General features: G+C 45.9%; 14 protein-coding genes. 4 read left to right on the forward strand and 10 right to left on the reverse strand.

The window, feature by feature from the left end:
• From OWN49_RS12860 to OWN49_RS12890, 6 genes are all read right to left on the reverse strand, one after another.
• Positions 1 to 984, reverse strand: coding sequence for an ABC transporter permease (locus tag OWN49_RS12860; protein ID WP_110085466.1), 984 nt, complete (start codon positions 982 to 984; stop codon positions 1 to 3).
• Between the two features lie 36 nt (positions 985 to 1020).
• Positions 1021 to 2007, reverse strand: coding sequence for an ABC transporter permease (locus OWN49_RS12865; RefSeq protein ID WP_176283492.1), 987 nt, complete (start codon positions 2005 to 2007; stop codon positions 1021 to 1023).
• 15 nt (positions 2008 to 2022) lie between these two features.
• Positions 2023 to 3009, reverse strand: a complete 987-nt coding sequence (locus tag OWN49_RS12870; RefSeq protein WP_102422710.1) for an ABC transporter permease subunit — start codon at positions 3007 to 3009, stop codon at positions 2023 to 2025.
• The gene (locus OWN49_RS12875; RefSeq protein WP_003152276.1) at positions 3003 to 3881 is read right to left on the reverse strand and encodes an ABC transporter ATP-binding protein; all 879 of its coding nucleotides are present in this window, start codon (positions 3879 to 3881) and stop codon (positions 3003 to 3005) included. Before OWN49_RS12875 ends, OWN49_RS12870 begins: the two co-directional genes overlap by 7 nt.
• Positions 3874 to 4266, reverse strand: a complete 393-nt coding sequence (ytrA, locus tag OWN49_RS12880; RefSeq protein WP_003152275.1) for a GntR family transcriptional regulator YtrA — start codon at positions 4264 to 4266, stop codon at positions 3874 to 3876. Before ytrA ends, OWN49_RS12875 begins: the two co-directional genes overlap by 8 nt.
• A gap of 347 nt (positions 4267 to 4613) precedes the next feature.
• Positions 4614 to 4886, reverse strand: coding sequence for a YtzC family protein (locus OWN49_RS12890; protein ID WP_003152272.1), 273 nt, complete (start codon positions 4884 to 4886; stop codon positions 4614 to 4616).
• A gap of 237 nt (positions 4887 to 5123) precedes the next feature.
• Here OWN49_RS12890 and OWN49_RS12895 point away from each other — a divergent pair, with 237 nt between their 5' ends.
• The 3 genes from OWN49_RS12895 to OWN49_RS12905 all read left to right on the forward strand — a co-directional run bounded on the left by OWN49_RS12895 (position 5124) and on the right by OWN49_RS12905 (position 6987).
• A complete protein-coding gene (locus OWN49_RS12895) occupies positions 5124 to 6092 on the forward strand; it encodes a TIGR01212 family radical SAM protein (protein ID WP_007408822.1) in 969 nt (322 codons plus the stop codon).
• Positions 6089 to 6670 carry a tRNA (mnm(5)s(2)U34)-methyltransferase gene (locus OWN49_RS12900; RefSeq protein ID WP_025853375.1) on the forward strand — a complete coding sequence of 194 codons (582 nt, stop codon included), beginning with the start codon at positions 6089 to 6091 and terminating at the stop codon, positions 6668 to 6670. The genes OWN49_RS12895 and OWN49_RS12900 overlap by 4 nt, the downstream gene beginning before the upstream one ends.
• Before the next feature lie 122 nt (positions 6671 to 6792).
• The gene (locus OWN49_RS12905) at positions 6793 to 6987 is read left to right on the forward strand and encodes a hypothetical protein (RefSeq protein WP_003152265.1); all 195 of its coding nucleotides are present in this window, start codon (positions 6793 to 6795) and stop codon (positions 6985 to 6987) included.
• Positions 6988 to 7040: 53 nt separating this feature from the next.
• Here OWN49_RS12905 and OWN49_RS12910 read toward each other — a convergent pair whose 3' ends face one another.
• Together OWN49_RS12910 and OWN49_RS12915 are read right to left on the reverse strand one after the other, a co-directional pair.
• On the reverse strand, positions 7041 to 8120 hold the full coding sequence (locus tag OWN49_RS12910) for a tetraprenyl-beta-curcumene synthase family protein (protein ID WP_003152263.1): 1080 nt from the start codon (positions 8118 to 8120) through the stop codon (positions 7041 to 7043).
• A gap of 20 nt (positions 8121 to 8140) precedes the next feature.
• A complete protein-coding gene (locus OWN49_RS12915; RefSeq protein WP_003152261.1) occupies positions 8141 to 8920 on the reverse strand; it encodes an alpha/beta hydrolase in 780 nt (259 codons plus the stop codon).
• 46 nt (positions 8921 to 8966) lie between these two features.
• On the opposite strand from OWN49_RS12915, the gene OWN49_RS12920 reads away from it, so the two are divergent.
• Complete coding sequence (locus tag OWN49_RS12920; protein WP_025853382.1) at positions 8967 to 9482, forward strand: gamma carbonic anhydrase; 516 nt, start codon at positions 8967 to 8969, stop codon at positions 9480 to 9482.
• Between the two features lie 175 nt (positions 9483 to 9657).
• Here OWN49_RS12920 and alaP read toward each other — a convergent pair whose 3' ends face one another.
• A complete protein-coding gene (gene alaP, locus OWN49_RS12925) occupies positions 9658 to 11061 on the reverse strand; it encodes an alanine permease AlaP (RefSeq protein ID WP_043867361.1) in 1404 nt (467 codons plus the stop codon).
• A gap of 204 nt (positions 11062 to 11265) precedes the next feature.
• Positions 11266 to 13164 (reverse strand): asparagine synthase (glutamine-hydrolyzing), encoded by a 1899-nt coding sequence (gene asnB / locus OWN49_RS12930; RefSeq protein ID WP_003152255.1) that lies wholly within the window; start codon positions 13162 to 13164, stop codon positions 11266 to 11268.
• Positions 13165 to 13170: the final 6 nt, after the last annotated feature.

A 13170-nucleotide genomic window follows, 5' to 3' on the forward strand; every position in this document is an offset into this window, starting at 1 on the left:
TTATATCTGTTTCGTTTTTTTATAGATGAAGTAATAACTGATGAAAAACCCGATAACCGCACCGATGAGCATGCCGAATATGTAACCGGTATACGAACCGTTATAAGCATATCCGCATACCCCCGCACTTCCCATCATACTGAGCGACATGACGAGCACTTGAATGATGCGTTCAATGTGTTTGCTCAGGATAAAATGTCCGCTTCGTTCATTCGGCATTTTCAGGAAATTCACATAGCCGAATAGATAGAAACAAAATCCCATTAATGCGGAGATGAACAATGCGTTTTTCATGTAATACATCCATGATGTATGGATGTAAGCCGCAGGCATGAAATAGATCAGAAATCCGCTCCAAGGGAAATCAATATCCGGCACAGCCTGCCTGCCAAAAAGGAACTCAGCGTTTAACAGGTAAATCGTCATAACCACGATCGGAAAGACGGAAACCGTGAACGCTGTGATCAGCTGCGCCGCTAAATTGCCCGTTATCGTGCCGGCAGCTGTCACTAATGCATAAATCATCAAGCTGATGACCAGCATCCCTGCGCTGAATGATTGAAAATGATGGACAGCGTCAGGTTTAAGCGCTAGAAACAATATGTCTGATACTCCGTAAGAAACAAACTGCGAGCCGGCTAACACGGCTGCTCCCAAGAAAAACTTCGTATGAAATATCCGACTTCTCGAATACGGAAGACTCAGTGTAAACATCCTTTCAGCCCGGCCTGCTCTTATCAGAAAAAGCCCCATAACAACCGGCGGAATGAAATGAAGCCCAATCAAATTCCGATAATTGCTGTAATCGATGCTGAATGTACAAACTGACCCCGGGTACAGCTGAAGTGCACGTAAACAATCCTTATAGTGAAAATACTCATTTATAATTGCCAAAGGGCCTAAGATAGATAAGAACCCCGCTGTAAGCAGCAGCAGCGTCTGCCGCTGCTTACATTCTTTATAAAGCAAACCGCTAATCGGCACCTTGCCTTCCTCCAAACTGCTCATTTTCAAACGGATCTACATATGCTTTGACTTCCTGTAAACCGTAAAATAACTGATGAAAAACCCGATAACCGCGCCGAAGATAATGCCGGCTAAATAGCCGAACATCGTGTCTGTGACCCCATATCCGAAAACACCGAAACCCATAACGGCAAACGCAATCACCAAAATCTGCACCGGACGGTCCAATTTTCTCCATAGAAAGAATCTGCCGTTCCGTTCATTCGGATGTTTCAGAAAGCTGACGTAACCGATCAGATAAAAGACAAGACTCATCACCATCGGAATGATTAAAACCAAATCCCTTTCTCTGATCCACTCGTTAAACACATATCCAATAGGGGTTACAAATATAAAAAGACGGGATTCGATATAACTGCTGATAAAAGAAAATTGATCTCCCACACTAACACCGAAAACGACCTCCAAATTCGCGGCCGGCAGACCGATGAGTAAAAAAGGCAGAATCGTTACGGTAAACGCCGTTAACAGCTGGGCGAATATATGTCCCGTTATTGCTCCGGATGCCATTAACAAGGCGTAAGCCATAAAACTGATGACAATCATTCCGATTGAAAAATGATCAAAATCGTACGTATGGCTCGGTTTCAGCAAAGATATCAGCAATGACGCCGCTCCATAGCCTATCGCCTGAGGAACAACAATGACTGCCCCGCCGAGCCAGAATTTAGTCTGAAAGATTTGGCCTCTGCTGTAAGGCATGCTTAACAAAGCATCCATCGTTCCCTTTGTCCGTTCCAAGCCTAATAAGAAGACAGCAATGATGACACTCACAATCCAGCTGAAGGAAAGAAGCGACCCATTCGTATAACTCACGGTAAATTCACAATATTGCGGATCCAGATAATTCAAACGTCCTTGGTATGATAAATAGTAGTAATAAATCATAAAAGGGTTTGCCGCTATTAAAAAAATACCGCTCAACAAAAACAACCACTGATTTTTCTTCCATTCTGTGTACAACAATCCCCGCGGTATCATTCCGGTCCTCCTTTCTTACACATGCTTCGTTTTTTTATATATGGCAAAATAACTGACCAAAAATCCGAGAACTCCTCCGACCAGCATCCCGGCCACATACCCTGTCATCGTCTGTCCCGTCGAGTACCCCGCCAGGCCAAAACCGAGAACGGCGATGATGATCACCACAATCTGAATGGGCCGGTCAAGCTGTCTCCAGAGAAAAAAATGGCCGTTCCGTTCCACCGGCTGCCTGACATAGCAAAAGTACCCGATGGCATAAAATACAATGCTCATCACTGCCGGAATGATTAATATATACTTGCTGGCAGATACCCAATCTGTATCCATGTACATGATCGGATTCAAATATTGAAAAAGATTGTATACTTCGAGATAAGCATCTTCTGACGGCATCAGCTCATACATGCCGGCTCCGAAAATGACTTCCGCATTGGACAGCGGCAGTGTAATAATCAGGTATGGTGATATCGACACAGCAAACGCCGTTAACAGCTGGGCGAACGTATTCCCCGTTAAGCAGCCTGCGCTCGCGACCAATGTAAAAGCCAAAACACTCACAATAATCTCTCCGACGCTGTAATGGTGGAAGAAATATACGCGCTCAGGCTTTAACAGAAGAATGAGCAGCTCAGCCAGCCCGTAGCCGATCACCTGAGCGCCGGTAATGACCGCCGCCCCGAGCCAAAATTTAGTGTGAAACACCTGAGCGCGGGAATAAGGCAGACTGAAAAGCGCATCAATGGTTCCTTTCGTACGCTCCAGTCCGAATAAGCAAACCGCCAAAATCACAGCGGGCGCCCAGTTTAAGTTCAGCATTCCGCTATCCAAAGAATTCACATAAAACTTACAATATGCTCCGTGGGTGTCCAGACAGCCTTGATAAACCAGATAGGTATTTAACACTTCAAATGGATTGACCGCCGCTAAAAAAATGCCGACCATCACAAGAACAGTTCGATTCTGCACCCATTCCCTGTACAGCAATCCCCTGTCTACCATCTCCGGTTCCCTCCAAACTTCGCGATGAAAACTTCTTCTAAGTTCACAGGAAGCTCGTTCCATACTTTAGGCTGCAGCTCTTGCAGAAAGTTCTTTTTCTTCTCATCGTTCTTTTGAATCAGCACCGTATAAAACACACCGGCATGGTCGAGAATCGGTATATTTTGTTCCCTGATCTTCAAGGCGACGTCCTCTTCAAATGCCATTTGGATTTTCATGTACTCTTCCTTCATATCATCCAAGTCCATCACATTCGTCAGCTGATTTCCTTCCAAAAACCCGATCCGGTTGCACATTCGCTCAATATCTTCTAAACGGTGTGAGGTAATCAGAATGCTCGTTTCCCGTTCAGCTACTTCATCCACCATAAGCTGAAGCACGTCATGACGCGTTACGGCGTCAATTCCGTCCGTCGGTTCATCCAAAAGGATAAGAGCCGGGCGTGAAGCAAAGGCAAGGACGAGCGCAAGCTGTTTTTTCAGGCCTGTCGATAATTCACGATATTTCTTCGTTTCCGGAATGCCGTACCTGTTCATCAGCTCATTGGCGTAAGTCACATCAAAATTCGGATAGATTCTGCTTACAATCGCAACAAGCTGTTTATATGTATACTTGTCATAAAAAGGATTTTCAACAGGCATATAAATGATATTCTGTTTGACTTTCGGATGACGCTTTATTTCCACCTGATTAAATAAAACCGTCCCTTGATCCGGAAGCAGAATCTGCTGAATGAGCCGGAGCAGTGTTGTTTTCCCTGATCCGTTTCGCCCGAGCAGCCCGAAAATTTCCCCTTTTCCGATGGTGAGCGAAATATCTTTGAGCACTTCTTTACCGTCTATCGTTTTTGAGAGATTCCGCAATTCAATCATGATCCTTGCCTCCTTTCACATCAGCGCTGATTTCCTTTATCCATTCCTGCAGCTTCTCCAGCTCAACTCCCGCGTAATGGGCATCGATGATGAGCTGTTTCAATTGCTCTTTTATCATCGTCATCTTCCCTTCAACCAATGTCGTTTTTGCATTCTCCGATATATACGTTCCTCTTCCCCTCAGCGTTTCAATGACACCATCGCGTTCGAGCTCCTTGTACGCTTTGCTGACTGTGTTCGGATTGGCGATAATAATCGTTGCCAATTCCCTGACAGAAGGAAGTTTATCCCCCGGCTTCATGATCCCTTTTAAACAAAGCTCTTTCAATTGCTGTATGATCTGCTCATAAATCGGAGTTGAGCTTCTCGGATCGATTTGAATCATTTACTTCCCTTCTTTCTTTTACGAGCTGCTCTCTTTCTTTAAATGTTCTGCCATTGAAAACCGATGACGACAAGAACGACAAACAGACTGCTGGCCAAAACCGAGGCGGCGATAATAAGAGGCACATCTTGTTTTACGGATCTTTTGTTTTTCATGAAAGTTCCCCTTCCCTATGCTTAACATTTATATGTCGATTTCATTTTTTGAGTGTTTTATGTGTATTACATCAAGTAGTACACGTAATACAATAAACACACTCAGGCCTATTGTCAATTCTTTTTTAAAAGAAATACAAAAAAACCCGCCGGGATTCCGGCAGGTTTGCTGAACCATTTGAAACGGCGCGGTCAGTAATCAAAATTACGCTGCAAAATCATATTGTTTTGCAAGGTCTGCAGCTGCAATCTCATTCGGTAAAGCTGCTCTCTTTGCTGATCATTCGCAGATAATGACAGCTTGTTTAATTCATTCACCGCGTTTTCAAGCATCATTTGCGCTTCACTGTACTCATTATCATTATAATGCTCTTGTTTTGAAGCGGTCATAAATTGCTCATTCGCAAATTCATACGCCTGTTCGCTTCTTTGGAGATGTTCATCTACTGATTGTCTTGTTGCCAACGAAACCCCTCCTCAGTGAATGGGAAATCAAGCTTAGTTTGAGCGGACCCAAAATAATAACACCCGAAGGTTGCAGGAAAGAGAACCAAATTTTCCGTGTTTAAGCTAAAAGAATGAGAATCCTGCCTGGAGTCATAATAAACAAAAGAAAGCCGCATCCTGTTTTCAGATTGTGAACCCCCATCATTCATGCTACAATTTTAGGATGCATCTGATGTGAGGGAGGCTTTTTGAACATTGAACGAGAATAACCCTTTTCCTTATTCAAATACGGAAAAACGGTACCATACATTAAATTATCACCTGCGGGAGCATTTCGGGCATAAAGTGTTTAAAGTCGCGCTTGACGGCGGTTTTGACTGCCCGAATCGGGACGGCACGGTTGCACACGGCGGCTGCACATTCTGCAGCGCGGCGGGCTCCGGTGATTTTGCCGGCAATCGAGCCGATGACTTACTCACGCAATTTCACGATATCAAAAACCGCATGCACGAAAAGTGGAAAGACGGCAAATATATCGCATATTTCCAGGCGTTCACGAATACGCATGCCCCTGTAGAGGAGCTGCGTGAAAAATTTGAATCCGTCCTCAAGCTTGACGGCGTTGTCGGCATGTCTATCGCGACCCGTCCGGACTGCCTGCCGGACGATGTCGTGGAATATTTGGCAGAACTGAATGAGCGGACCTATTTGTGGGTTGAACTCGGGCTGCAGACCGTGCATGAGCGGACCGCCCTTCTGATCAACCGCGCCCATGATTTTGACTGCTATGTTGAGGGTGTCAATAAACTGAGAAAACACGGCATCCGCGTTTGTTCCCATATCATTAACGGGCTTCCGCTTGAAAACAGGGACATGATGATGGAGACGGCCAAAGCCGTCGCTGATTTGGATGTGCAAGGCATTAAAATTCACCTGCTTCACTTATTAAAAGGCACACCGATGGTGAAGCAATATGAAAAAGGAAAGCTGGAGTTCCTTTCTCAAGAAGAATATGTAAGTCTTGTATGTGATCAGCTCGAAATCATTCCCCCGGAAATGATCGTTCACCGCATTACGGGAGATGGGCCGATCGAATTAATGGTCGGGCCGATGTGGAGCGTCAATAAGTGGGAAGTACTGGGCGCCATTCAAAAAGAGCTGGAAACACGGGGAAGCTATCAAGGAAAGCTCTTCAGAAAGATCGGGGAGGAGACCGCCCTATGACCTTGATGCACATCCTCCCTTTCAGTAAAGAATTGCTGAAGTCCGCCGCACAGGAAGGTGATATCACGGTTGACGCGACGATGGGCAACGGACATGATACATATTTCCTGGCCGGCCTTGTCGGTGAGACAGGACATGTCCATGCCTTTGATATTCAAGCGGACGCACTCGCTAAAACGAAGGAGCGGCTCGGTGCCGACTTCGGCCCGCGCGTCACGCTTCACCATAAGAGCCATGATCAAATAAAGGCATCGCTGCCTGAAGATGCGCACGGTCGTGTGGCTTGCGCCGTCTTTAATCTCGGCTATCTGCCAGGCGGCGATAAAAGCATTACGACAAACGGTCACTCAACCATTTCCGCGATCGAACAGCTCCTTGAACTGCTGAAGGAGAACGGGCTGATCGTTCTCGTTGTGTACCACGGGCATCCTGAAGGCAAGACGGAAAAAAGTGCATTACTGGAATACTGCAGCAATCTTGATCAGGAAAAAGCCCGCGTGCTGAGCTACGGCTTTCTCAACCAGCAAAACGACCCGCCGTTTATTATAGCGATTGAAAAGAAATCTGCCGGCAAATAAAGAATCGGCCTGTCATAAGCGGGCCGATTCTTTTTGTATTTACTTTTCAAGAAAAATCAATTACTATGAAATAATGGAAAAAAGTTCATCTTTTAAGCGTAACATCTGAGAGGAGCGGCAGTTTGAATATTCTTCGCATCATATTTTCAAGTGTTCCCTATGTAATGTTTGTCATCATTTTATCAAGACATTTAGGATTTGAGTTCGCGAAAACCTATTACTGGTGGTTTGCTGCATTTTTTGTCATCGGGCTGATCGGCAAATTCGCAATGCACCTTGCGGCAAAAAAGAAACCGTTAAAAAAAGAGACAGCGTAAAATGCGCATGTCTCTTTTTTATCAGAAATATTAAGTGTAAGCACTTTCACCCATTACGAACTTTTCGTCCAAGCCATCTTCTGAAATTTGCGGTAAGCTCTTCCGTTGATATAAAAGAAAAATGACGTTTTTCCGCTTGCCCTGATCAGCTTTCGCGCGAGGCGGCCCATTTCTTTTTGGCCGGCGACTTTGTCATCGGATAAATAGACGCCGAGCAGCCCCCTGTTGATCAGCCGGTGAAAATTTTCATGCGGAATGCCTTGCAAATGTTCATCCGCTTTTTCAATAAAATGCTGCAGTCTCTGCATCATTTCTTCATGGGACTGATAATACGTACAGAAATTCAGATCGCCTTCAAGCAGATCTTCTTCCTGGTCAATTAAATAATCGAGCAGTATGTGCAGCCCTTGTATGTACGGAAAATAACTGCTGCGGATTTTCTCAGCGGTATGTTCGTTAAAATCAGGCTGGAATGAGTAAGCAACGAGACAGAAAATGCCTAGCGTCGATCCCGCGCAGGCCGAGAACTCAAACCACTCCATTTCCGGAAGCTGCGACCGGTACTGCTCAAACCAGGCTTTAAGCCTCGGAACGCGTTCATGCTCAACGACATGCTTATGAACCTGAAGATCGCAATAATAATCACACAGCTCAAGCAAATAAGGTTTAATGATACCGTAATGTTCTATTGACCCGAGCACCCGCTGGCATGTTCTGACCAGCTCATGAAGATAACCGCCGTCATCCCGCTCCTCTCTGTACTGATAGTACGGCCGCACCTCGGCACCGACCGTCAGCGCGTCACGCATGGAAAGATGAAGCATGCGGAAGTCCTCCGGATCAAGCGAGGTGCTGCGGTCGCACAGATTGTCCAGATAATCACTGATTGTCTGATACGCGATGATAAATTGCACGCATTTCTGTTTCTGCTCTCCCGAAAGCAGGGCTAAAATGCCGCCTCCTTCACAATGAAACGACTTATCGCGGATACTTGCGGCCGCCTGCTGCCGCAGTTCGGTATTTTTAATGGAATCTGATTTTTCCCGCCACATGTTCAATTCCTGATGAACGAGCGGAAAAATTTCCCGATACACTTTTGCCATAAGGTTAAAAGGATGTTCCGGTACTGTCAACATATGCACCCCCAGCGAATTCAAATATACTGATCTGTAAAGGCTTTTGCCGCCTTAAACACAGTTTCTCTTTCCGGTTCATTAAAAATTTCATGATAAAGCCCTTCCCATTCCCGGTACGATTTATTATGGGAAGCCACACCGGAAAACCATTTGCGGACTTTCATTTTATCGACGATTTTGTCATCACCGCCCTGCATAAGCAAAAGCGGCACCTTTAAAAACGCATCAGTCGGCACCATAGCGGCATCAATGGTTTTTAAAAGCTCTCTGTACCATCTTACGGATACCTTCGTGACATATAAAGAATCGTTTTGATCCGCTTCAATCATATCCGCATTCCTCGTTGCCATATCAGGTGATAAGCCGGAATCCACTCTGAGGGACGGAGCGAGGACGTTCAGTCCTTTAGACGCAAAATCAAGGACTTTATTGACTTTTATTTGCAGACCCAGACAAGGTGATGATAAAATGAGTGCCGTAATGCGGGGATTTCTCTGCTGCTTAAACCATTCTATCGCAATCAGTCCGCCCATGCTGTGGCCCAAAAGGAAAACGGGCGCTTCAAGCGTTCTCGCTTTATCAATCCATATATCTACTTCATCAATGTATTCTTGGAAAGAGCGAATATGCCCTCTGGCGCGGGTCGACGTTCCCTGACCGGGCAAATCGCCCATCACCACGTTATATCCGGAAGATCTCCACATTTCAACGAGCCATTTATAACGCCCGTGGTATTCGCTCGCCCCGTGGATAATGACAATGGTACCGACGGGCCTGTCTGCTTTCCAAGTCCACATGCAGTTCACCTCTTACATAAATTTAGAGAAAGAAGGATGAGACATGATAATCTACCCTTATAAACAATTTACGCCGGACATACATCCTGAAGCGTTCATTGCGGATAACGCCGTCATAACGGGCGACGTCGTGATCGGAGAACAATCGAGCATCTGGTTCTCGGCAGTCATCCGGGGGGATGTTGCGCCGACAAGGATCGGAAAAAGAGTCAGCATACAAGACTTGAGCTGTCTGCATCAAAGCCCGAACCGCCCGCTTCTTATTGAAGATGACGTCACGATCGGCCATCAGGTTACACTGCACAGCGCAATCATCAGAAAGAATGCTTTAATCGGTATGGGCTCCGTCATTCTTGACGGGGCGGAAATCGGAGAAGGCGCGTTTATCGGCGCCGGAAGTCTCGTTCCTCCGGGCAAAACCATTCCTCCCGGCTGTCTTGCGTTCGGCCGGCCCGCAAAGGTTATCCGCCGGCTGACAGAAGAAGACATACGGGACATGGAAAGAATCAGAACGGAATATGTTGAAAAAGGCCGATACTATAAAACAATGCAAGAGAAATAAAAAAGATCAGCTTTGTTTTACTACTGTACCATTTTTCAAAATATTATTTAAGTAAAAACCATTTGCATTCTCCCGATTGTCAGGAAACAGAAGCAAAATGTTCAGGAATTTGTTTTATTCTTCCCCCTTTTACCCGATCCTATGAAAAAAGAGCCCATTTCAGCGGGCTCTTTTTTTACGCTTTTTCGGCGAATGTCTGTCCGTTTTCCAGATCTATGTCTTTTCTTTTATGGAAACCTTTGCCGTAATAGGCGGCTAATAATATGCCGAACCAGACAGGACCGATGATGACGGCCACCCTGGTCTCTGCATCAAAAGCCATCAGCACAACGACAAAAGCCAGAAATGCCAGCGAGATATATGAGGAAAAGGGGTATAAAGGCATTTTATATTTGAGTTTTTTCCGTTCTTCCGGCTGTAAGCTTTTACGGTATTTCATTTGGGAAAGCAAAATAATCGACCATGTCCAAATTGCTCCGAACGTCGCAATGCTCGTCACCCACGTAAACACTTTCGCCGGCACCACGTAGTTCAACAGGACGCCGATGCATAACGCACCCGCTGAAACCAATACCGCTTTTCCCGGCACACCGCCTTTTGTGACCGTACCATATGCTTTAGGCGCTTCATTTTGTTCCGCCAGATTGAACAGCATACGCCCCGTGCTGAAGATCCCGCTGTTGCAGGAAGAAAGAGCCGCCGTCAATACGACAAAGTTAATGATTCCGGCTGCAGCGGGTATTCCGATTTTTTCAAATGTCAAAACAAACGGGCTTCCGCCTGAACCGATTTCCTGCCACGGATAAATTGACATAATGACAAACAAAGCTCCGACGTAAAAAATGAGAATGCGCCAAAAAACAGTATCTATGGCCCGCGCCAGTGATTTTTCCGGATTTTTGACCTCACCGGCTGTGACACCGATCAGCTCAATCCCGAGATAGGCAAACATGACCATCTGAAGCGACAGCAGCACCCCTTTAATCCCATTCGGGAAAAAGCCGCCGTGGCTCCATAAATTGCTGATTCCGAGCGCAACGCCTCCGTTTCCGAGACCGAATACGATCATCACCAGACCGATCGCGATCATTGACAGAATCGCCAAGACTTTAATGAGCGCAAACCAGAATTCAAGCTCACCGTACGCTTTGACCGCCAGAAAGTTGACAGCCGTCATAATGACGAGTGCACAAAGCGCCCAGATCCATGACGGCACGTCAGGGAACCAGTAGCCCATATAAATGCCGACCGCGGTGATTTCCGCCATGCAGGTAACGACCCATAAAAACCAATAATTCCAGCCTGTTAAAAACCCGGCAAGCGGACCGAGATAATCTCTGGCATACCGGCTGAACGAGCCGGCTACAGGCTTTTGAATCGCCATTTCCCCCAATGCCCGCATAATAAAAAACATAATCAGTCCGCTGCAGGCGTAAGCGGCTAAAATCCCCGGCCCGGCAAGCTTTATGGCAGAAGCTGACCCGAGAAACAGCCCGACTCCAATCGCGGCGCCCAACGACATAAGCGAGATATGCCGCTCTTCCAAGCCGCGGTGAAGCGTTTTTTCTTTGTTTTGCATAACTCTCCCTCCCCCTGATTTTGACAAAGAAACAACAAACCGAGACGAAATAGCCAGAAAACTCTTTCCGGAATCTACCCGATTAGTCCTATTATAACCTTTTTCTGAATATTGCGTAATACTTTGTCGAAAACAGAGCGGAATAGACGGTTTACAAAAAACAATAAAAAAAAGGCCTTCGATAACATCGAAAGCCCTTTTGGATTAAACGAAAATGACTTCTTTCGGCTGATGATTCAGCTCTTCCGGCACCAGTCTTTTTTCAACATTGATACTGTGCCAGATCATGAAGATCAGCACGGTCCAGATTTTGCGGCTGTTGTCCGCTCTGTCGGCACAATGATCTTCCAGAAGCTGAAGGACATAATCCTTTTCAATATAAGCATCTGTTTCACTTTCACGAATGATGTTGCGAACCCATTCGTTCATTTCATTTTTCAGCCAGTGGCGGATCGGCACAGGGAAGCCGAGTTTTTTGCGGTTAAGCACATGATCAGGCACTACCCCTTCAGCAGCTTTGCGCAGAAGGTATTTCGTCGTGCCGTTTTTCGTTTTCAGTTCATCCGGAATTTTAGAGGCCACGTCAAACACGACTTTATCAAGGAACGGCACGCGCAGTTCCAATGAGTTGGCCATCGTCATTTTGTCAGCCTTTAACAGGATGTCGCCGCGCATCCACGTATGGATGTCAACATACTGCATTTTATTAATGTCGCTGTATGAACGGCTTTCCGTAAAGTACGGCTTCGTGACATCACGGTATGAAAGCTCTGGATTGTAATGTTTGAGCAGCTGTTTTTTCACGGGCTCTTCAAAAATCTTCGCATTACCGATATAGCGCTCCTCAAGCGGTGTGCAGCCGCGGACTAAGAGGCTTTTCCCTCTCATTCCTTCAGGCATGACGGACGCCACATGAAGAAGCATTTTTTTCAGACCGGACGGAATGCGTTCAAACGGTTTAAGCGAAAGCGGTTCGCGGTAAATATTGTACCCGCCGAACAGCTCGTCCGCGCCTTCCCCGGATAATGCAACCGTTACATGCTTTTTCGCTTCTTTCGCGACAAAGTACAAAGGAATCGCCGCCGGATCTGCAAGCGGGTCATCAAAGTGCCAGACGATTTTCGGAAGCTCATTCATATACTCCTCAGGAGAAATGACTTTGCTTATATTTTCAATCCCGAGCGCGGCAGCCGTTTCCTTCGCTACGTCAACTTCACTGAAGCCCTGCTGCTCAAAACCGACGGAAAATGTTTTAAGGCTCGGGTGAAATTCTTTCGCAACTGAGACGATAAAAGAAGAGTCGATACCGCCGGATAGAAACGAACCGACAGGAACGTCACTTCTCATGTGAACTTTGACAGAGTCAAAGATTGCGTCTCTGACTTCTTTCACCAATTTATCTTCATCAGACTGAACAGGCTTGAAGTTCGCTTTGAAATATGTTTTAAACGCGATGTCGCCTTCCGGGCGGATCGTAAACTGGCTGCCCGGCTCGACTTTTTTCACTTCAGCGTCAAGCGTGCTCGGTTCAGGAACGAATTGGAAAGACATATATTGCTGTAAAGAAGCTGTATCAAGATCAATACCGTTTTGAGCGGCCATTAAACTCTTTCTTTCAGATGCAAAATATACTTTGTCCCCGATGGTTGTGTAATACAGCGGTTTAATTCCGAACGGGTCTCTCGCGCCGTACATGACGCGGTCAGCTTTGTTCCAGATTAAAAACGCAAACATTCCGCGAAGCTTTGAAGCGGCTTCTTCTTTATAATGACGGTATGTCGCAAGGAGCACTTCGGTATCGGAATCTGTATTGAAAGTGTAGCCTTTCGCTTCAAGCTCTTCTCTCAATTCAATGTAGTTATAGATTTCGCCGTTAAAAATGATCCAATATTTTTCGTCTTCATATGATAAAGGCTGTCCGCCGTTTTCTACGTCAATAATACTGAGCCGTCTGAAGCCGAATCCGACGTGCTCGTCATGATAATACCCATCGCTGTCAGGACCGCGGTGAACGATCATTTGGTTCATTTGTTTGATTAGCTCTTCTTGATCTGCGGTTTGAGTTAATGGATGCTTATTAAAAACACCGACAAATCCACACATAGTATA

It is taken from the genome of Bacillus sp. NEAU-242-2 (genome assembly GCF_027853835.1).
Lineage (GTDB): Bacteria > Bacillota > Bacilli > Bacillales > Bacillaceae > Bacillus > Bacillus velezensis.

Coding starts and splice junctions, on each gene's coding strand:
- OWN49_RS12900 (WP_025853375.1), top strand. CDS start 6,089: ATGACCTTGATGCACATCCTCCCTTTCAGTAAAGAATTGCTGAAGTCC.
- ytrA (WP_003152275.1), bottom strand. CDS start 4,266: ATGATTCAAATCGATCCGAGAAGCTCAACTCCGATTTATGAGCAGATC.
- asnB (WP_003152255.1), bottom strand. CDS start 13,164: ATGTGTGGATTTGTCGGTGTTTTTAATAAGCATCCATTAACTCAAACC.
- OWN49_RS12875 (WP_003152276.1), bottom strand. CDS start 3,881: ATGATTGAATTGCGGAATCTCTCAAAAACGATAGACGGTAAAGAAGTG.
- OWN49_RS12865 (WP_176283492.1), bottom strand. CDS start 2,007: ATGATACCGCGGGGATTGTTGTACACAGAATGGAAGAAAAATCAGTGG.
- alaP (WP_043867361.1), bottom strand. CDS start 11,061: ATGCAAAACAAAGAAAAAACGCTTCACCGCGGCTTGGAAGAGCGGCAT.
- OWN49_RS12915 (WP_003152261.1), bottom strand. CDS start 8,920: ATGTGGACTTGGAAAGCAGACAGGCCCGTCGGTACCATTGTCATTATC.
- OWN49_RS12870 (WP_102422710.1), bottom strand. CDS start 3,009: ATGGTAGACAGGGGATTGCTGTACAGGGAATGGGTGCAGAATCGAACT.